We start from the raw sequence: 19,543 nt of genomic DNA on the forward strand, positions 1-19,543 counted from the left end.
TGACCGAAGGTTAACATTGCTGCGTCATCAATTATCCCAATAACGTTGCATTTCATAATATAAGAATGAGGCCGTCCAGGTGATTAATACCAGTCCGGTTAATGACTCTAAGCCGGTTAAATGGCGCAAATCACCGATGGGTTGAATATCCCCAAAGCCTAAGGTTGTAAAGGTGGTGAAAGATAAATACGTGCAATCAAGCAAACTACCATCAAAATTGCCTTCTAAATGCCCCCAGCCTTCAGAATGATGCATAAAGTAAAACGCAAAGGCAAACACCCAAACCTCTACCGCATGCGCAATAAGCGCAGTAAAAACGCCAAACAGTATTCTCAGTCGATGCTTTAATTTCATTTTTGGGATATATCGAGAAACACGGTATAAAAATTCGTAATGGATGATCACAGCAATGGCGACAACGAGCGAATTTAAAAAAAATATATGAAACATTGATTTGAGGAATAGGGGCTAAACGTAATGGTTATTGGTTGATTGTATACTGGCGGGCAGAAAATTATCGTGTTCATACGTATGAACGGTTTATCGGCCTTAAGGGTATTCCGCCACTAGGTCTAGTGGGGTTAGATTGGGACAGTGGTCAAGTAGTGGGTAGTAGGTGGTGATGATAATAAATTGGCGAGTTTATCAATATCGCCACGCTCCGTCCGCCAGGCCATATAGCTTTCGTAGTCACTGCGTTGGTCCCACTTTTCAAGTAAAACAATATGGTGTCTATCGTCCTCATCACTGGTTACCGAAACACTTTGGCAGCCTTTGAAGGCACGTGTATCGGGTAGGATCGACATAAAAACGCTTAATAGCTCTTCTCGGTTTTCAGGGTTAACTTGTAAATCTAAAATAACATCAACTGTCATAGCGATACCTTTTACATGGTTTGCCCGTAGGACTATCCAGTATATGCCTATAAACTAAAGCCCGCAAGAATGAGGAAATACCCTGAGACTGGGCTTTATTCACCGTTACATAAGGGAATAAAGCGTTGTGAAGAACGAAAAACTCGATATTTGGGAGTAGGCCTTATAAACCGAGAATCAGGCCAAAACCAGCGACTAATAAACTGGCCTAACAGTAAAATGAGTAAGCAAGCTGTTTTATCGTGTACGTTTTTGAATATTTAAAACGGGTTAACGGTGTGTTAGTGACCAGCAATAATGTATTTTTGGATTTCGTTCAAAGTCTTTTGATATTGTTTTTTGACTAATATTTTGAACAGCCAAGTGGGTGAGCGAGGCTTCGTTTAATTTAAACTTTCGAAAGTTAGTTGAAAAGATCATTGTGCCTTTTTTGCTTAGTAACTTTGCCGCTTTATTAATTAATTCAACATGATCACGTTGAATATCAAACACATTGTCCATCCGTTTTGAGTTGGAAAAAGTGGGTGGGTCAATGAAGATAAGCTCGTACTTTTTTTGCTCTTCTACGGCAGTATCAAGCCATTCCATGCAGTTAGCTCGAATAAGCTGGTGCTTGTCTAAGTTTAAATGGTTTAGCTCAAAATTATTTTTTGCCCAATCTAAATAGGTTTTTGACATATCTACAGTTGTAGACGTGGTGGCACCGCCCAGTGCCGCATGTACAGTTGCCGCGCCTGTGTAGGCAAATAAGTTTAAAAACTGTTTACCGCCGGCGTGTTCGCCAATCCAAAAACGTATCGGGCGATGGTCTAAGAATAAACCTGTATCGAGGTAATCTTTGAAGTTAACGAGAAACTTTGCCTGCCCTTCGCTGACTTCATGGAAACCACCGTCGGTGCCTTGTTTTTCGTATTGTGTGTGACCTTTTTGGCGACGACGAATTTTCAGTGATAATTGCTGGGGAGGGATGTTTAATACCTCTGGCATAACGGCTAAGGCATCACGAAGACGTAGAATAGATTTAGCCTCATCAATGGTTTTTGGGGCTTCATACTCTTGTACATGTACCCACTTTTTTTCGCCTTGGTAAACATCAATGGCCAATGCGTACTCGGGTAAGTCTGCATCGTACAAGCGGTAACAATGGATGTTGTTTTTCTTCACCCAAGGGGAGAGTTTTTTAATGTTTTTGCGCAGGCGGTTTGCCAGCATGGTAGCGCCGTCGCTCCAATCACCGGGTGTCGGTAGTAAGGCTTTTTTTAAATTGTCGCCAATGTGTTGTTGCTGACTGGCATGCTGTCCTTCAAAGTGCCGTTCTGGAGTCACCGAAAAGTTAAAGACTTTACAAGCGATAGCGCCGTTAAATAGTTGGTACGACTTATGTGACTTTAATGAAACATTAAATGCAAGTTCAACATTACCGGTAAACACAGAGGCTTGCCAGCCGTTAAAGCGGGCCTTTAGGATGCTGCCAATTTCTTGATATAAGGGTTTGAGTTGTTTAATGTCGCCGAGTCGCTCACCATACGGTGGGTTAACGATAAACAAGCCAGGTTTCCATGACGGATCGGGGGCTACTTTTGTAAGCGGTAAGCTGGTGGCCTTAATAACGTCTGCAAGATGAGCCGCTTTAATATTGGCTTTAGCAATGCCAGCGTGTTTGATGCTGATATCAGAGCCGGTGATGGGTGGGATGTTATGTAGGCCTTTTTCTCGGCGATATTCGGCTTCTTTTATCAGTCGTTGCCATATTGTGGGGTTAAAGTGTTTCCATGCTTGAAAGCCAAAATACTCACGTAGCAAGCCAGGTGCAATGTCGCCGGCCATCATGGCGGCTTCTGTTAAAAAGGTACCTGACCCACACATGGGGTCGTATAAAGCACCGCCTTCGGCGGCTATTTTTGGCCAGCCTGCGCGAATTAAAATAGCCGCGGCAAGGTTCTCTTTTAATGGCGCTTCTACAGACTCAGTACGATAATGACGACGATGTAAGCTGTCGCCAGATAAGTCTAAGCTAAGCGTTACTTTATCTTCATTGATATATGCGTTAATGCGAATGTCTGGTTGCTCACGCTGGACGTTTGGCCGCTCGTCTGTTGCTTCTTTAAATTGGTCGACAATAGCATCTTTGATAACTTGCTCGGCATATCTCGAGTGGTTAATTTTTGAACGTCTAATAGAAGCGTCAATGGCAAAAGTGTTGGAGACATCGAAGTGCTTGGACCAATCTATTTTTAAGGCACCGGCATACAATTGCTCAGGTGTTTGTGCTGCATATCGAGCCAAGGGCACTAAGACGCGATTAGCAAGGCGAGACCATAGGCAAACGCGTAAAGCCATTTCCAATTCACCCTCAAAATAAACTCCACCGGCAGCTGGTTTTACTTGCAAGGCGCCGATTTGTTCCAATTCGTCGGCTAAGATCAGCTCCATGCCTTTGGCGGTTGTCGCGAAATAGTTATTGAGTTGTGGCATGGATATCCTTTTTAAGGTGGGTCGGCTAGAGGTGCTTGATTTGCAACGAACTAAGAAGGCTGGGTCCTTAGCGGTAAAAACTTAAGCGCTATGCGCATTTTAATCGTTTTTACGGCAAGGTAAAGGAAGCAATTACTGGCATGTGGTCAGATAAAGTGAGTGACTGAGCTTGTTCTACAAACGCATTTTGTACAGATAAATTTGGGCTGTAGAAGTAATAATCGATTGTCCGGTCAGGGTCTTGGCTTGATGAACTATTGGGGGCATAGGTGAACCATGCTTTGCGTTGCTCGGATTGCGTGTTTGCAAGGCTGGGTACCGCTAAATGTTGTTGGTACAAGGTTTCTATTGCAGATTGTTGATCGTAATTGCGACGTTGTTCTTGTGCGAGTAATGGATAGGCATTAGGCGGCAGTAAATTAAAATCGCCAGCAAGAACCCAAGGCGTTTGAGTCTGGTTAAGCGAATGTAATTGTTGATTAATTTGTGTTACTTGCCGTTCAAGGGTGTCGGAGCCTTTGGAAAAGGCGGATAAGTGAGTGTTCAAAAGCACCAGTTTATCTGCACCCTCTATGGGCAGGTGAACTTCCTGTAAGGCACGCTTAAGGTTAAATAATTGCGTGATGGGGTCTTGTGGGATAAGGCTGAGCTGAGTGCGTGTAGCCGTGGTTATTTTGTATTTTGAAATAATACTCAACTTGGTGCCCACAGCGCCCATGATACGTGGGTGAGGGAGATAACGGGCTTGCCAATAAAAGCTACTGGTATGACAGGCATAATCGCTGGGAAGCAACTCAAGTAATTGGGCTAATTGATCGGCATGATCTGTTCGCTGAGCACCTTCATCGACTTCTTGTAAGAGGATAATGTCCGGATTTTGCTGTGTAATTAGGTTGGCTAAACCCTTCAGGGTTTTTGTGATGTCGTCGCTAGAAGGGCGTTCGTCGGGACCGGTATTATTAGGCAGGTCATAGAAAAAAACATAGTTTTTCCCCGCCATAAATTGAACATTTTGGTTATACAGCTTAAGGGTTTGGCCCGCCGTTAAACGGGGTGTGTTTTCGCCGCAGTATACCGCTTCTTGTTGAAGAGCTGGTGGGTGGTATGTGCTAAACCACACTAAGGCAAACAGCCCTAAAAGACAGAGGCTGAGGGAAAATAACAGTCGATAAAAGACCTTTGTTATATCCATGTTATGAATGTACTTGCATCTGGTCTATTGATTTACACGTTATTTTAGTTTGATAGCGATACTGTCTATATTGTTGCGGTGCAAGCGATTTTGAATTTTATCGACCATTCTAAAGGAAGTGTACGGGCCCGATTTAACTCGGTGCCAAATGCTACCGCTTTGGTTTACTGTTTGTACGGTCGACTCAATACCTAACAATGCTAAGCGGGCGCGAAGAGTATCAGCCTGCTGAGCTTTTTTAAAAGAACCTATTTGAATAATAAAGGTGCCGGGTTTGCTTTTTCCAGTGCCTTCTAACCGACGCCTTTCTTCAATTTCATGCTCAGGAATAACAATTTCCATGTCGGGCAATATTTGATAAAAATCAAAACGTGGTTTAGTGCTGTCGATGGGTTTTGCAGTTGTTGCGATGGGCTTTTTTACATCACGTACGTCTTGTTGGTTAACAGGTCGCTTCACATCAGTAACGGGTTTATTTGGCGCTTCTTCCAAGTCAGATAAAAACATCGCAAAACCGCCAATTAATAGGCCAGTAATTAGCCACCAATAACCGGGAATAGGGCGTTTTTTTTTGCGCGTGTTATTGCTGTTAATTCGGTTTTTGTAATCTCTAGGCACTACATGGACTCCGGTGCATTAACGCCCAGTAGCTGTAAACCATTGGCTAGGACTTGCTTTGTTGCATTAATAAGAACTAGGCGAGCTTGCATCAGTGCTACATCATCAACAATGAATTTGTGTGAATTGTAATAACTGTGAAACTGCGTAGAAAGTTCACGTAAATAATGGTTAAGTTGATGTGGTTCGTATTGCTGAGCGGCTTGCGTCAGTTTTTCTGGGTAACGGTTTAAGGTATCAATCAGGTTGGTTTCGTGCGTTTGCGCTAATTGATCTAAATGCTTTAAACCCTCCTGTGCACTATAGTTGAGGCCTTTTTCTGTCAGTAATCGCATCACACTACAAACACGCGCATGAGCATATTGAACGTAATATAAGGGGTTTTCATTGGACTGCGAGGTAGCCAAATCAAGGTCAAAATCCATGTGCTGCTCGGCTTTACGCATGACGTAAAAATAGCGTGCAGCATCAGCGCCGATTTCATCGCGTAACTCCCTAAGTGTTACAAATTGACCAGAACGGGTCGACATTTGCATTTTTTCGCCACCTTTATACAAAACGGCAAACTGGACCAGCAAGACTTTCATACGCTCGGGGTCTGCGCCCATTGCTTGCAAAGCGGCCTTAACACGTGGCACATAGCCGTGATGGTCAGAGCCCCAGACATCGATGATATCGTAACCACGTTCGAGGGTGTGTAAATGATAGGCTATATCGGAGGCAAAGTACGTGGTTAAGCCATTATCGCGAATAACAACACGGTCTTTTTCATCGCCAAACTCGGTTGATTTAAACCACCAAGCACCTTCTTTTTGGTACATATAGCCAGAAGCTTTAAGCTTTTCAATGGCTCGATCAATGGCTCCTTTGTCCATAAGTGAGCGTTCTGAAAACCAATCGTCGTAATGAACGCCAAAGTCTTCAAGGTCTTGACGAATATCGCCGAGAATGGATATTAATGCGGCGTCAAAAATAATGCGGTAGTTTTTATCCCCTAAGGACTCTTTAGCGCGCGCAATAAGGCCGTCAATATGTTTTTCCTTGTCGCCGCCATCAGGCTCATCGGCCGGGATATCAAGAAACACATCACTGACAGGCATGTTAAAGGTTGGGCCATGTGACTGTTTAATCAGCGTTGCAATTTCAGCAATATAGCCACCTTTGTAACCGTTACTTGGAAACGGGATGCTTTCACCACAAAGTTCTAAATATCGTAGCCATACGCTGGTAGCTAGGATGTCCATTTGGCGGCCAGCATCATTAACGTAATACTCGCGATGGACATCGTAACCAATGGCTGTCAGTAGATTAGCAACGGTTGCACCGTAGGCCGCACCTCTTCCGTGCCCTACGTGAAGGGGGCCGGTTGGGTTCGCTGAAACGAATTCAACTTGCACCTTTTTACCTTTGGCAATATTGGAGGTGCCAAAGCGAGAACCTTGTTCAAGAATCTGTTTGATGACGGCGTGTTGGCTAAGCGGGTTGATGAAAAAATTAATAAAGCCTGGGCCGGCTATATCAACACTTAATACGTCGCTGTCTTCTGGCAAGCTATTGATAATAGCTTGGGCTATTTGGCGAGGATTCTTTTTTGCAGGCTTTGCCAACATCATTGCAACGTTACTGGCGTAATCACCATGAGATGGGTCACGTGTGTGCTCAATTTTGATAGTAGGCGTTAACTCTTCAGGCAATTCGCCTTGAGTTTGTAGCGATAAAATGGCTTGCTGAAGCAAAGAGGCCAAACGTGTTTTCATAGTAAATTTAGATCGTTGATTGATGCGCTGAATAGCTGTTCGGTGTTGAACACCGTTGTCATTGCGTATTATCGCTTGTGGGGTAAAACTTGCAAGTCTAAACGCTGTTAAAACAAGTCAATGGGATCAACATCAATGGACCAACGTACCTTACGCGAGGATTTGAGTTTTTCAAGTTTCGGTAAAAGCTGCTGTAAAAATTGATGGCGGGGTTTTCGCTGGGCCGATTCAATTAATAATTGATAGCGAAACCGTCCCGCCCTTTTTAGCATGGGGGCTGGAACGGGGCCTAGAATTTGAATCAGTGGTGCTTGAATCGTAGAGATCAACTCCTTAGCATCGTTTAGGAAGTTTAGAACCGCTTGTTCATTGATGGCGTTCACTCGTAATAGAGCTTGATAATGGTAGGGGGGCAATTGGGCTTGCTGCCTTTCATCCAGTGCCTCTTTTGCAAAACGCGTGTAGCCGTGCGTGATTAAGGTGTTTAATAAGGGGTGCTCGGGGTGGTGGGTTTGAATGAGTACCCGGCCGAGTTTTTCTTCGCGTCCTGCACGGCCAGCGACTTGGGTAATAAGCTGGGCCATACGTTCGCTGGCTCTGAAATCACAACTAAACAGCCCTGCATCAATATCAACAATGCCTACTAAGGTCACATTTGGGAAGTGGTGTCCTTTAGCAAGCATTTGCGTGCCGACTAAAATTTGAGCGCCGCCTTCATGTACTTTGTCAATGACTGACTGCATGGCATTTTTTTGTCGTGTGCTATCGCGGTCAATTCGACTCACAGGGGTGTCAGGAAAGTGCGAGCTCAATGTTTCTTCAACGCGCTCAGTCCCAAGCCCTAATGGAAATAATTCTGCTTGTTGACACGATGGGCAGGTATTCGGAATGGCATGTTCAACTCCGCAATGATGGCATCGAAGTAAATTGGCATTTTTATGAATGACTAGACGAGAGTCGCAACGACGACACTGTGCAACCCAACCACAGCTATGACACATTAACACGGGTGCAAAGCCTCGGCGATTCACAAAGAGTATGACTTGTTCGTTCCGCTCAAGTGTTTTGCCAATCGCTTTTAAAAGCGATTGGCTTAAATGATTGTCTAACGTTTGGTTTCGGCAGTCTAATAAACGAATATCAGGGTGTGAGGCACCTGCGGTACGCTCGGGCAACACTAATTGTTTGAAACGACCTTGTTGTACGTTGTATAGACTTTCGAGCGAGGGTGTTGCAGTGCCTAATACGATAGGGATGCTGTAGTCTCTTGCACGCATAACAGCAATATCTCGAGCGGAATAGCGAAAGCCTTCTTGCTGTTTGAATGATATGTCATGCTCCTCGTCCATAATGATCAGGCCGGGCGTACGCATCGGCGTGAATACTGCCGAGCGGGTGCCCAGCAATATATTGGCAAGGCCTTCTTTTAATCTAAGCCAGGCTTGAGCTCGTTGAGTGTCGTTAAGGCCGGAATGTGAAATGACCATCTGTGCTGTTAGGCGTTGCCTAAATCGCTGAGCTAATTGAGGTGTTAGGGTGATTTCAGGCAATAAAATTAACACCTGTTTTCCAGCACTAATGACGTGCTGAATAAGTCGAAGATAAACTTCTGTTTTTCCACTACCGGTGACGCCATCTAATAAAAATACTTGAAAGCCTTCGAGTGCCTTAGCAATTGAGTCGATGGCAGTTTGTTGGGCCGGGTTTGGGTCAAATAAAGGTGTGGTCGGAGAGTGTGTGGCTGTGTTGTGTTCTTGTGAGGCAGTGACCCAGCCTTTCTCGATCATGCTTTTAAGGGGCGAGCGCCAGTTCCAGTCAAGTGTGGAAAAGAAATCACGATCAACAGGTGCATCGGCGTTTTTTAGTTGATGCCATAAGCCTAGCTGCCTTGGGGAGCGTTTTAAGGAATTTTCATCGAGTGTCAGGCCATGTTTGGATAATGCGTATCGCGTGGTGAGCTCTATAGTGGGTGTTAATCCGGCTCGAAGCTGTTTTGGGAAGGCCTGAGCAAGCACCTCGCCGATAGGGTGATGATAGTAGTTAGCAGCCCATTTATATAGTTTTAAGTCATCAAGCGATATTAGAGGCTGTCTATCAATTAATTGGGAGATGGGTTTGAGTTGTTTTCGGCTAAGTTCGGTTGACGAAGAAATGTTAAGAATAACGCCAATTTTTTTTAATCGGCCAAAGGAAACAAAAACACGCTGGCCGATTTGGTAATCAGAGCGAGCCGAATTTTTTATCGGGAGATAGTCAAAAATACGGTGCAGGGGGGTGTCGACAGCAATATTGAGGTAAAAATCAGACATCAAGTAAAAGCGTTATTTGTTTTGTATCAGTTAGCCTGAAAAGATTAAAAAAATCTACAATAAATCGCTAACTTAATGAGTTAACTATGGTTTTTATTTTATCCACATTTTCTGTGGATAACTATGTGGATTATCTATTTATAATAGCTCTCAAAGCCCATGCAAAAAGGGCTGACATCAAATTGTAACAAAATAAACCATTGTTAACATATCTATAAAAAACAACAAGTTATATAATGCAAGGGTTATTTTAATCATTGCGTCGCAATATGTTTATGGCGACTAATCTAGTGTTTTTAGCTTGTGAATAAGAAGTCTTTGTGTATAGGGCTTAAGGCGCCTTTCAGCTAAATTATTACAAATAAGAAGGTCAAGTTAAGTGTTGCCGTGAATGTCTTTATATTCCTGTTATTTGTTTAGACTATCAATGTTTATCACTATCTTTTTGTTCAGCTTAATGTGTTAATTATTAGCCATAGCGTGAGATTGACCATTCGTTGTGTTATTGGTGTAGGTGTACCATAATAAGGTTGTCAAAGATGATAATAGTTAATCAGGAAGAATTTTCTGCTGGGTGTGGCATCATTTTTTAACTTGAAAGATAGCCGGTGCTATCGAGGTCTAATATTGCAACAGAAACGTAAAAAACTGGAATATGAGCGCTTAGTGTTGGCATATAGTGATGAACTTTTTCGTTACGCGCTTTGGCTATGTCACGATAAAAACATGGCTGAAGATTTGCTTCAAGAGACCTGTATGCGTGCTTGGAAGTCATTGGATAAATTACGTGATAGTTTATCCAGTAAGGCGTGGCTGATGACGATCTTGCGAAATGAACATGCCCGTCAATATGCACGCTTCCGGCCGGAGATAGTTGATTTCGATATAGATATGTTGAGTTTGAGGGATGTAGACAATGATACGAGTCCTGACGCGTTTGCTCTTAAGCAGGCATTGAATGAGCTTGCGAATGAATATAAAGAGCCGCTGTTGTTGCAGGTAATTGTTGGATTAAGCTGTGAAGAAATCGCCTCGGTTTGTCATATTTCTAAAAGTGCGACCATGACCCGTTTGTTTAGGGCAAAACAGAAGTTAAGAAGTGTTTTAAGGCCCGAAGCGGGCCGGGCAGGTGAATGATGAAATGTGATGATTTTAAATTTGAATATACAGTCGCAGCAAATGAGGTTGGGACAGAGGCCAAAGAGCACCTAGCATCCTGTGAGCAGTGTCAAATATTTGCAGCGCAAGAAAACTTGTTTGAGCAGCAATTAAAAGAGGTTGTTAACCGAGGTGTTCCAAGCGGTTTAAAGCATTCGATAAGAGACTATGTGTATAAGGCACCTTTTTGGAGTGCGACTAAAATGAAGCCGATTGCCTTTGCGGCATCGTTACTATTAGCGGTAGGCTTGGTAACGTTTATACCAACGCAAAACGAAGAGTCAGTGTTGCCAATAGATCAGTTAGTTTACGAACACTTTTCACACGATGGGGCATCTTCAACGCATGTGGCTTACCCGCGTAATGAGCAAGAGCTCATAAAGTTGAGTAAAGAGTTTGGTATACGGGTGAGGTTAGCTAAAAATATTAGCTTTGCAAAAAAGTGCCCTATTGGAGATAGTTATGGCTTGCACATGGTGTATCAATACCATCAGCAAGCCATAACGATTATTTATATGCCAGACATCAGTCTAGATAAAACCCTACCTTTCCATTATGCCGGTTTACATGGCTGGGTTAAGCCATTGAAAAATGGCTCGATGGCCGTCTTAGCTGGTACAGCGACTGATATACCAGACGAGGAATTTGCCAGCAACGCAGTAGAATGGCTCTAATCATTGCCTTTTGAGTGATCCCTAGCAAAAATCAAGTAAAAAGCAGGCAGAATATAAAGTGTAAATATAGTGCCTATACCTAAGCCAGTAGCAATAACTAACCCAATATCAAACCGACTAACCGCACCAGGGCCTGATGCAAGTAGCAGCGGAACCATCGCAACAATCATCGATGCAGTTGTCATTAGGATCGGCCTTAAACGTACTGTAGCTGCCTCCTCAACGGCATTTCGAATAGAAAGCTTTTCCGTAATTTGTAATTGATTGGCAAACTCAACAATTAAGATACCATTTTTAGCGACCAGCCCAATTAAGGTAATAAGCCCAACTTGAGTATAGATATTCATCGTTGCGACCCCTAGCATAATAAAAGCCATTGCACTGGCCAACGATAAAGGCACCGACACTAAAATAATAAGCGGGTCACGCCAACTTTCAAATTGGGCGGCTAGTACTAAGTAGATAATTAACAATGACATAAAGAAAGTTAGAACAAGCGCGCTACCTTGCTGTTTGTATTGTCGTGAACTACCCGTGTGGTCCCACTTAAAGCCTCTAGGGAAAGATTTTTGAGCTTCTTCTTCAAGATAAGCTAAGCCATCTCCCATGGTCACACCTGGGCGTAATAAGCCCTCAATAGTTATACTGTTAAGTTGTTGAAACTGTGTGCGTTTAGCCGGTTCAACTTGCGTTGATACGGTGACGATTGAACTGATAGGAACCTTCTTGCCTGATGAGGTTTTTAGGTAAATGTTATCAAGTTTTTCAATATCTGAGCGACTAATATCGGCTACTTGCGGAATCACTTTATAGCTTCGCTCTTGCATGCTAAAGCGATTCACATAACCTTCACTAAAATAAACCGATAAGTTACGGCCTATTTCTTCCATGCTGATCCCTAAATCTGCCGCACGGTCTTTATCAACCATCAAATTGTACTTAGGTCTGTCAAATTCTATGCTTTTTTGTAAGAAAATAAAGTTGCCGCTTTGCATAGCTTTACCAATCAGCTCACCTGTTACATCACTAATTTGACTATAATCAGCGTCAGAAATAACAACAAACTGTACAGGCAATCCACCGCCTGCGCCTGGAAGACCTGGTGGCTGTACAACAGCTGTTCTCACACCTGTAAGCGAGGCCACTTTTTGTTGGAGCTCGGGCTGTATCTCCATCTGAGTACGTTCGCGGGTGGATTGATGGCCCATTTTTAGGCCGCCAAGTAATTTAGTCGTATCATTCCCTAGCCCCAGCAAGATGAAGCTATGATCATACTCAGGCATGGCTTCAAAAATATCTGATAGCTTTTTGCCTTGTTGTTGTAAAAAGTCAAGAGTAGATGTCTGCGGTGCCGTACCCATCGCGATAAGCAAATTCCTGTCTTCAATGGGAGCTAATTCTGATTTTGATAACAGGTACATCGGGTAAAGGCTTAATAACACAACCAAACCAAATATAACGGGAATAGATGGGGTTGATAATAAAGGCGAAACAGTTTTTTTGTAGCCACTGGCTAATTTTTCAAAAAAGTGTTCAGCGTACTTTTCAAATCGGCCGGCACTTTCAGAGCTTTTTAGAATGCGAGCACTCAGCATAGGAGCGAGTGTTAGCGCAACAATGCCAGAAATAAGGACAGCAGCAGCTAAAGAAAAAGCAAATTCAGTAAACAATGTACCAACTAATCCACCCATAAAGCCTATAGGGAAATAGACGGCAATAAGGGTAGTTGTCATTGCGATGATAGGCAAGCTGAGTTCTTTTGCGGCATCTATGGCTGCTTGAATACGTGGTTTTCCCATGTCGATATGGCGGTGAATATTTTCAACCATGACGATAGCATCATCCACCACTAAGCCAATTGCTAAGATCATCGCCAGCAAGGTCAGTAGGTTTAATGAAAAACCAAACGCTAGCATAATGAAAGTTGCGCCAATGAGTGATAAAGGAACGGTGACTGCCGGTATAAACGCAGCACGCATGGTGCCTAGCGATAGGAAAATAACAACAATAACAATGCTGATGGCTTCAAGTAAGGTTCTTCCTACCTCGTTGATGGAGTCGCTGATAAATTTACTCGCATCATAGGGCATGTGAGACACAAGTCCCTCGGGCAAGTTATTATTAATGTCTACCATGGCAAGGTTAACCCGTTTAGCTACATCAAGCGGGTTTGCGTCGGGCGATTGATCTACCGTTATAAAAACAGCAGGCTTTCCACTGTAGAGGTTTTCGCTTTCGTAACCTTCGGCGCCAAGTTCAACATCGGCTATATCAGATAAACGAATTAGGGTGTCGTTTTGTTTGCCAACGACCAGTGTTAAGAAATCTTCTTCTTTAGCGACATCGGTTGTAGCGCCCATCTCAACACTGACCAGTGTGCCTTTTGTTTTACCAACACTGGAAAGGTAGTTGTTTCTGCGTAAGGCGGCAGAGACATCTTCAGCGCTCACACCTAAAGCAGCCATCCTTTTTGGCTTTAGCCAAATACGCATTGCGTATGTGCTATTGCCTAAGAGGCTTGCTTGGCCAACACCTTCAATGGATTGTAATCGTGGTTGAACGACACGCAATAGATAATCGGCGATTTGAATATCTTTCATGGTGTCACTAACAAAAGCGATATAAATCAGCGAAGTGGTAGACCCTGTTTTGGAGGTGATGATAGGGTCTAGTGCTTCTTGAGGTAATACACTACTTTGACTAGCCACCTTGGCTTGTATTTCTGCTATTGCGGCATTAGCGTCATAATTGAGGCGCATATGAGCCTCAATGGATGAGAGACCTTGTGTGCTGGAAGAAAAAAGGTAGTCTATTCCCTCAGCTTGGGCAATGGCCTGCTGTAAGGGAGTGGTAATAAAACCTTTTATAAGCTCACTACTAGCGCCAGGGTAAGACGTAGTAATAGAGATGACGGTATCTTTGGTTTCTGGGTACTCACGTATTTCTAGTGAAGCTATTGAGCGCAAGCCCAACACCAAAATAATTAAACTAACAACGCTGGCTAATACAGGTCGCTTAACGAAGATGCTGGTAAAGTTCAAAGCAATGCCTATTGTTGGTTATTGGAAAGGGTAACTACCTGACCGTTTCTGAGTTTTACGTGACCCTCATTAACGACTATATCGTTTAGTTGGAGTCCTTTAACTATTTCAACGCGGCCTTCTTGATGGGCGCCGGTTTCAATATTACGTAGCTCAACACTATGTTGGCCGTCCTGTTGTTTTACGACATAAACGCTCTCACCATAGGTATTAAATAAAACAGCGGTTTCAGGCAATGTTAAAACGGGACTGGCTTTTGAGGTAATAGCGGTTACTTCAGCAAACATCCCTGCTCTAAGTTTTTCATTGGGATTGTCGATAGTGGCTCTAACGCCAATAGAACGGGTTTCTTGATGTAGGCTTGGGTTTATCGCTTGGATATTACCTGTAAAGACTTCGTCGGGGTAAGCTTGAACCTTAACCTTTACCAATTGCCCTGTTTTAAGTTGTGCAAAGTGGCGTTCAGGAAATGAAAAATCGGCGATGATGGGCGATAAGGACACGAGTTGGGCAATTTGAGCGCCTTTGTCTAAGTATTGTCCAAGGCTGACAAGTCGAATACCTATTTCACCAGAGAATGGAGCACGTATTTTCTTTTTGTTAATAATGCTTTGTTGCGAAATAACGGCTGCTTTTGCGATGTCTAATTCGGCACGGGCCTCATCATGACTAGATAGGGAGGTTGCTTTGTTTTTTAACAAAGTGACCTGACGTTTAAATTTTATTGTCGCAAGCTTTTCAGCTGCGACTAAACCATCAAGGTTTGCTCTATCTGTTGAGGTATCAAGCTCGAGAATCAAATCGCCTTTTTTCACAGTGGCGCCTGAGTCTACGTGCAGAACGGAAATGATGCCTGCAATTTCATTGCTTAAAACAATGCCTCGTACAGGGTTAATGGTGCCGACTGATGACAAGGTGTTTTCCCACTGCTCTTTAATCACCTCGACCGTTGTTACTGTAGGCGGCGGTGGTGCTTTGCGGGATGACATTGCTTTGTTGATTTGAAGGAATTTCGAACCGAATAAGCCACCAAATATCACGATAATAATAATGGCTAGTAAAAGTATTTTTTTACTCAAGGGGGTCTCCGTAATGATGCTTGAATTGATTGCTAGCGGCCTAAGTATACGCCGTCAAAGAAGGCTTCTCAAACTGAATATTAGCATTCTTTAATGTAAAAACATTGTTTATCCGTTAAAAATAGACTAAGACTGCAACAGGAAAAGGACAATTTAGGCATAATAGACTGACGTTAGATATAGAGTAAGGCGTTGAATGAAAAATATAAAATGGGTTTGTGTTGGCCTAATACTGATGCTGTCGGCTTGCGCGCATATAACAGAGCAAAAAAAGTTAGAGCATCTAGATGCTAAACAAAAACTGTTTATGAAAGCGTTACGCTGGAAGTCGTATGAAACGGCGGCAAGTGTTATTCGTTATAGAAATCCAGCGCGCAAATTAGCTCCAATTGATGGGCTTAATAAAATTACGGTGACTTCTTATGATTTGATAGGTTCTGTGCCCAACGAGGAGGATGACACCATCATAGCGCAGGCATTATTTGGTTATATTCAAAATGAAACAGGGCGTGTCTATCAAGTAAAACATACTCAAGTTTGGTGGTTCGATGAGGAGTCAAAACAGTGGTTTTTAGACAGCGATATGCCGGACTTTAGAATAGATTAAGTTTCTTTGTAATTGTTGGCTTGTCAGATCTGCTCGAATGTTTATTTTTTCGTGAAGGTTTTTGTTATCGCCACAATTTATAAGTAGTTGGCAGTATTTGTGCCTTCAAGTTTGTCTTGAAGGTTAGTGTTGGTTGGCAATAAACGTTTAAGCCCTTCTTTAAAAGCGCGTATTTCATTGATAATGCTTGATGTTTTGTTTATAACGACGCCGATTTAAAAGGTAGGAAACTAGTGAGGTGGTCTATCTGTGCGTTAACCTGTATTTTTTCATCGTCAATAAACTGTTCAATGGCTTGACGAAATTCGGCATGTAATATCATGTGGTTTGACAAGGTTTTGACGGGCTTGAAACCACGTGAGATTTTATGTTCGCCTTGAGCGCCCGGGTCAAAGCGCATGAGTTTATGATTAATACAGTATTCAATGCCTTGGTAATAACAAGCTTCGAAATGTAAAAACTCATATTCTTGCTCACAGCCCCAATAGCGACCATACAGTGTTTGATGATCTTTAAAACACAGTGCAGCACCAATGAGCCTATTGTCTTTTTGGGCGCAAAACATCACCAAGTTCTCAGCCATGGTTGACAGTAATAAGTTAAAAAATTCTAAATTTAAATAGCCTTGTTGCCCGCTACGCTTTAAGTATGTGAAATGATAAAAACGATAAAATTCAGCCATTAATTGTTTGCTAATATCACGACCATCGACCACCGTCATTTCAATACCTTGTTGAGTAATTGACAGCCGTTCTTTACGTAATGTTTTGCGTTTACGTGATTTAAATGTTTGCAGGAAATCGTCGAAAGACGTGTAGTGATGGTTGAACCAATGGTATTGAATGCCACTGCGTTGTTTATACTCGGAGTCCTCCAGTAAGGAAGACATTTCGGTGTCAGGGAAAAGCACATGCCAACTCGATAACCCCACTGAAGAAACTGAATCGAGAGCAGCCTGTCGGATATTTTTAATGATGGTCTGTTTTTCTTGTGTCAGTTGAATGCGGTTGTGAAAAGCTAAACGAGGGCCTGTGGATGGTGTGAAAGGGATGGCTGATAATAATTTAGGGTAATAGTGTAATTGGTGTTGCTGATAGGCATTGGCCCAAGCCCAATCAAAAACGTATTCGCCGTACGAGTGGGTCTTAAGGTAACAAGGCATGGCAGCGATAATGTCATCTCTATCGGTGACAATAATATGATGAGGGGTCCAGCCGGTAGAAGCTTGGGTACAGCCGCTTTGTTCAAGTGCAGATAAAAAAGCATGTTGAATAAACGGATAATCAGTTTCAAATACACTGTTCCAGTGTGTGTCTGATACCTTAGATATGCTAGAGAGAAATTTAATATTCATAGTGTTAAGGTTAACGAAAAATAATGATTAAGGCGCATGCCATTGTAGTCGTTTCTAGCGCTGTTATGGCTAGCTATTATGAGAACCATTGGCGATAACAAGCCACTAAAACGCTGACGCTGAGCAGTTCAGATAGGGTTTTTAAAGAATAAATCGGTAAAGCTAAATACTGGAATTATATATTGTCGAAAAGTAAACAATGGCATAGAGTATTCTTTACAAAAAAAACATGATGGATAGGGATATGTCTAACGAAAGTATGGCTCAAAAGAAGGAACGAACCCAAACAAGTGGTTTGATCCGTGAGTTACTCGAAGAACGAAAACAAGTCTGGTCTTCTTACTGTGCAGTATCGGGCATTGAGGAACATAAAGGCCAAAAACCAATCGAGGAACTGCTTCAAGATTTTTGTCAGTTGACGGTTGATTATATTTCATTAGGACATTTTGGCGTGTATCAACGCATTTTAGCGGGTAATGAAAGACGTAAGTCTGTACTGGCCGCCGCTGAGCGCATCTACCCAAGTATCTCTAAAGCTACTGAAACTGTTTTAGACTTTAATGACAAGTACCAGACGTTAACGCCAGCAATGATTTTAAATGAATTGGCTAGCGACTTATCCTCAGTCGGTGAAAATCTGGCAAACCGAATTGAGTTAGAAGATCAATTAATAGGCGAAATGCTTGCCTAGACCACAGATAAAGTATTGCCCTGAATGTGGTAATAAAACGGAGTCAAAAACGCCCGAGGGGGATAACCAGATTCGGGATGTTTGTGACGCCTGCGACCTTGTGCATTATCAAAACCCACGAATTATTGCCGGCTGTATTCCTGTTTGGGAAGATAAAATTTTGTTATGTAAGCGCGCTATTGATCCTAGAAAAGGATTCTGGACATTGCCAGCAGGTTTTATGGAGCTGGGTGAAACGACCGAGCAGGCGGCTGTACGAGAAACTTTGGAAGAAGCCGAGGCGGTTGTCCAAACTGAAGAGCTATACGCGGTTTTTAACTTGCCACACATTGACCAAGTTTATGTGATGTATCGTTCAGTATTATTAAAGCCAGAGTTTTCAAGTGGTGAAGAAAGTTTAGAGGTGCGTTTATTTGCGGAGCATGAAATTCCTTGGGATGAGCTGGCTTTTGAAACCATGCGTAAATCGCTAGAGTTTTATTTTCAGGATAGACAGTCCGGTTGTTTTAAGTTTAGGTCTGCAGATATTACAAGACCGTTATCTCGTTAACCATTTAGCCATGGGTGTGAAATGAAACGAGAACAGATTATTCAATGCCTAGAGCCGGCAAGCAGCCTTCAAGGTTGGTCGCAGCAACAGCGTAAAGATGGTTTACGTAATGCAGCTGTTCTGATTCCTTTGGTTGAACGTGATCAATGGCAAGTTTTGCTAACTAAGCGTACCGAACATCTTAATAATCATGCTGGACAGGTTAGTTTTCCTGGAGGACGTGCTGACAGCATTGATCTTTCGCCACTACAGACGGCGTTACGAGAAACCGAGGAAGAAGTGGGGATTCAACAGGACTTAATAGAAGTGGCCGGAATTATCGAGCCCTTTTTAACGGTAACTAATTTTAAAGTCGTTCCCATTGTGGGTTTTGTGGAACCTTCGTTTACTCTCAATATTGATGAGTTTGAAGTGGCTGATGTGTTTGAGGTGCCATTATCAATCTTGGCAGACCAGTCTTGTTATGAAAGAAAAGAAGTTGTCTGGAAGGGTCAAAATAGGATGTATTGGGAGTTGATGTACGACGGCTTTCAAATCTGGGGTGCAACAGCCGCTATGCTGTATGCATTTGCTGGCCGTTTAAGGGTGGCGAAAAACACCTAATTTGCTAGTTTTTGGCTGAGCTGGGCCGGTACTTGTTTTGTAAGCCTTGCAAGAAATTTCGTAGGACTTGGTCTTTACAAGGACGATAATGTTTATGGTCTGTGCGACGAAAAAATGCGCTTAGCTCATGTTTACTAATGGAAACGCCATTGTTTGATAACAGCGCTAAAACGTCTTCATTTTTCATGTCGAAGGCGATTTTAAGTTTACGTAACACGATATTATTAGTGATTTTTTTATCGGGCTCAGGTGTGGGCCTATCCTGTTTTCCTCGTCGGTCGATAATCAACCCATTTAAAAATATTGAAAATGAGGTGTCTCCACAGCTTACATAAGCTTCGTCGTCATCTTTTTTTAACCAGTTGCTTATTTGCTCGCGTGTCACCTCGTGATCTGCCTGTTTAAAAATATCGATCATTTTTGCATCATTGAAATCGAAGGTGTAGCGAAGGCGGCGTAAAATATCGTTATTGGTCACAAAGGTTCCTAGAATGGTTTGGTCTGGTTGGTGAGAGTATTTTACAGCTTCGTGGGCGCCTGTAGTTCATTTTTTGTATGCG

Annotated in this window: 17 protein-coding genes; 6 read left to right on the forward strand and 11 right to left on the reverse strand. The window is 42.8% G+C overall.

All coding sequences use genetic code 11. The annotated features are described in order from the left end of the window. Positions 1-27: 27 nt before the first annotated feature. The 7 genes from CPC19_RS03120 to CPC19_RS03150 form a co-directional block, all read right to left on the reverse strand. Entirely contained in the window at positions 28-450 is a 423-nt protein-coding gene (locus CPC19_RS03120) for a potassium channel family protein (RefSeq protein WP_016390501.1), read from the reverse strand. Between the two features lie 131 nt (positions 451-581). After that, a complete protein-coding gene (locus tag CPC19_RS03125) occupies positions 582-875 on the reverse strand; it encodes a putative quinol monooxygenase (protein ID WP_016390502.1) in 294 nt (97 codons plus the stop codon). Positions 876-1,145: 270 nt separating this feature from the next. Continuing rightward, the gene (gene rlmKL, locus CPC19_RS03130; RefSeq protein WP_016390503.1) at positions 1,146-3,350 is read right to left on the reverse strand and encodes a bifunctional 23S rRNA (guanine(2069)-N(7))-methyltransferase RlmK/23S rRNA (guanine(2445)-N(2))-methyltransferase RlmL; all 2,205 of its coding nucleotides are present in this window, start codon (positions 3,348-3,350) and stop codon (positions 1,146-1,148) included. Positions 3,351-3,459: 109 nt separating this feature from the next. Beyond that, positions 3,460-4,542 (reverse strand): endonuclease/exonuclease/phosphatase family protein, encoded by a 1,083-nt coding sequence (locus CPC19_RS03135; RefSeq protein ID WP_016390504.1) that lies wholly within the window; start codon positions 4,540-4,542, stop codon positions 3,460-3,462. Positions 4,543-4,581: 39 nt separating this feature from the next. Next, the gene (locus CPC19_RS03140; RefSeq protein WP_016390505.1) at positions 4,582-5,160 is read right to left on the reverse strand and encodes an SPOR domain-containing protein; all 579 of its coding nucleotides are present in this window, start codon (positions 5,158-5,160) and stop codon (positions 4,582-4,584) included. Continuing rightward, complete coding sequence (gene argS, locus CPC19_RS03145; protein ID WP_016390506.1) at positions 5,160-6,917, reverse strand: arginine--tRNA ligase; 1,758 nt, start codon at positions 6,915-6,917, stop codon at positions 5,160-5,162. The genes CPC19_RS03140 and argS overlap by 1 nt, the downstream gene beginning before the upstream one ends. A gap of 107 nt (positions 6,918-7,024) precedes the next feature. Continuing rightward, entirely contained in the window at positions 7,025-9,226 is a 2,202-nt protein-coding gene (locus CPC19_RS03150) for a primosomal protein N' (RefSeq protein ID WP_015006738.1), read from the reverse strand. Between the two features lie 627 nt (positions 9,227-9,853). On the opposite strand from CPC19_RS03150, the gene CPC19_RS03155 reads away from it, so the two are divergent. Both CPC19_RS03155 and CPC19_RS03160 read left to right on the forward strand, forming a co-directional pair. After that, positions 9,854-10,363, forward strand: a complete 510-nt coding sequence (locus CPC19_RS03155) for a sigma-70 family RNA polymerase sigma factor (RefSeq protein WP_015006737.1) — start codon at positions 9,854-9,856, stop codon at positions 10,361-10,363. After that, positions 10,360-11,058 carry a DUF3379 family protein gene (locus CPC19_RS03160; protein WP_016390508.1) on the forward strand — a complete coding sequence of 233 codons (699 nt, stop codon included), beginning with the start codon at positions 10,360-10,362 and terminating at the stop codon, positions 11,056-11,058. The genes CPC19_RS03155 and CPC19_RS03160 overlap by 4 nt, the downstream gene beginning before the upstream one ends. Here CPC19_RS03160 and CPC19_RS03165 read toward each other — a convergent pair. After that, positions 11,055-14,099: an efflux RND transporter permease subunit gene (locus CPC19_RS03165; RefSeq protein ID WP_096910740.1), complete on the reverse strand. Its 3,045-nt coding sequence runs from the start codon at positions 14,097-14,099 to the stop codon at positions 11,055-11,057. The genes CPC19_RS03160 and CPC19_RS03165 overlap by 4 nt on opposite strands. Before the next feature lie 8 nt (positions 14,100-14,107). Continuing rightward, positions 14,108-15,178 (reverse strand): efflux RND transporter periplasmic adaptor subunit, encoded by a 1,071-nt coding sequence (locus tag CPC19_RS03170; protein ID WP_016390509.1) that lies wholly within the window; start codon positions 15,176-15,178, stop codon positions 14,108-14,110. A 196-nt stretch (positions 15,179-15,374) separates the two neighbouring features. On the opposite strand from CPC19_RS03170, the gene CPC19_RS03175 reads away from it, so the two are divergent. Next, positions 15,375-15,785, forward strand: coding sequence for a hypothetical protein (locus tag CPC19_RS03175; RefSeq protein ID WP_015006733.1), 411 nt, complete (start codon positions 15,375-15,377; stop codon positions 15,783-15,785). 199 nt (positions 15,786-15,984) lie between these two features. Here the strand turns inward: CPC19_RS03175 and CPC19_RS03180 are convergent, their stop codons facing one another. Then, positions 15,985-17,139, reverse strand: a complete 1,155-nt coding sequence (locus CPC19_RS03180) for a GNAT family N-acetyltransferase (protein ID WP_015006732.1) — start codon at positions 17,137-17,139, stop codon at positions 15,985-15,987. A gap of 244 nt (positions 17,140-17,383) precedes the next feature. Here CPC19_RS03180 and CPC19_RS03185 point away from each other — a divergent pair, with 244 nt between their 5' ends. Genes CPC19_RS03185 through CPC19_RS03195 form a run of 3 tightly spaced genes read left to right on the forward strand, consistent with a single transcriptional unit; the run spans position 17,384 to position 18,983 of the window. After that, positions 17,384-17,830, forward strand: a complete 447-nt coding sequence (locus CPC19_RS03185; RefSeq protein ID WP_015006731.1) for a sigma D regulator — start codon at positions 17,384-17,386, stop codon at positions 17,828-17,830. Further along, positions 17,823-18,380 carry an NUDIX hydrolase gene (locus tag CPC19_RS03190; protein WP_015006730.1) on the forward strand — a complete coding sequence of 186 codons (558 nt, stop codon included), beginning with the start codon at positions 17,823-17,825 and terminating at the stop codon, positions 18,378-18,380. The genes CPC19_RS03185 and CPC19_RS03190 overlap by 8 nt, the downstream gene beginning before the upstream one ends. 21 nt (positions 18,381-18,401) lie before the next feature. Further along, positions 18,402-18,983, forward strand: a complete 582-nt coding sequence (locus CPC19_RS03195; protein ID WP_015006729.1) for a CoA pyrophosphatase — start codon at positions 18,402-18,404, stop codon at positions 18,981-18,983. Between the two features lie 4 nt (positions 18,984-18,987). On the opposite strand, the gene CPC19_RS03200 is transcribed toward CPC19_RS03195, so the two are convergent. Beyond that, the gene (locus tag CPC19_RS03200) at positions 18,988-19,461 is read right to left on the reverse strand and encodes a DUF1456 family protein (protein ID WP_015006728.1); all 474 of its coding nucleotides are present in this window, start codon (positions 19,459-19,461) and stop codon (positions 18,988-18,990) included. Between the last annotated feature and the right edge of the window lie 82 nt (positions 19,462-19,543).

Origin of the sequence: Cycloclasticus sp. PY97N (assembly GCF_002443175.1) — a bacterium.
In the GTDB taxonomy this organism is placed as follows: Bacteria; Pseudomonadota; Gammaproteobacteria; order Methylococcales; family Cycloclasticaceae; genus Cycloclasticus; species Cycloclasticus pugetii.

What these genes read in the sequence shown, in the direction of transcription:
- CPC19_RS03120 (WP_016390501.1), bottom strand. Translation starts at nt 450, where the DNA reads ATGTTTCATATATTTTTTTTAAATTCGCTCGTTGTCGCCATTGCTGTG.
- CPC19_RS03125 (WP_016390502.1), bottom strand. Translation starts at nt 875, where the DNA reads ATGACAGTTGATGTTATTTTAGATTTACAAGTTAACCCTGAAAACCGA.
- rlmKL (WP_016390503.1), bottom strand. Translation starts at nt 3,350, where the DNA reads ATGCCACAACTCAATAACTATTTCGCGACAACCGCCAAAGGCATGGAG.
- CPC19_RS03135 (WP_016390504.1), bottom strand. Translation starts at nt 4,542, where the DNA reads ATGGATATAACAAAGGTCTTTTATCGACTGTTATTTTCCCTCAGCCTC.
- argS (WP_016390506.1), bottom strand. Translation starts at nt 6,917, where the DNA reads ATGAAAACACGTTTGGCCTCTTTGCTTCAGCAAGCCATTTTATCGCTA.
- CPC19_RS03150 (WP_015006738.1), bottom strand. Translation starts at nt 9,226, where the DNA reads ATGTCTGATTTTTACCTCAATATTGCTGTCGACACCCCCCTGCACCGT.
- CPC19_RS03160 (WP_016390508.1), top strand. Translation starts at nt 10,360, where the DNA reads ATGATGAAATGTGATGATTTTAAATTTGAATATACAGTCGCAGCAAAT.
- CPC19_RS03175 (WP_015006733.1), top strand. Translation starts at nt 15,375, where the DNA reads ATGAAAAATATAAAATGGGTTTGTGTTGGCCTAATACTGATGCTGTCG.
- CPC19_RS03180 (WP_015006732.1), bottom strand. Translation starts at nt 17,139, where the DNA reads ATGAATATTAAATTTCTCTCTAGCATATCTAAGGTATCAGACACACAC.
- CPC19_RS03185 (WP_015006731.1), top strand. Translation starts at nt 17,384, where the DNA reads ATGTCTAACGAAAGTATGGCTCAAAAGAAGGAACGAACCCAAACAAGT.
- CPC19_RS03195 (WP_015006729.1), top strand. Translation starts at nt 18,402, where the DNA reads ATGAAACGAGAACAGATTATTCAATGCCTAGAGCCGGCAAGCAGCCTT.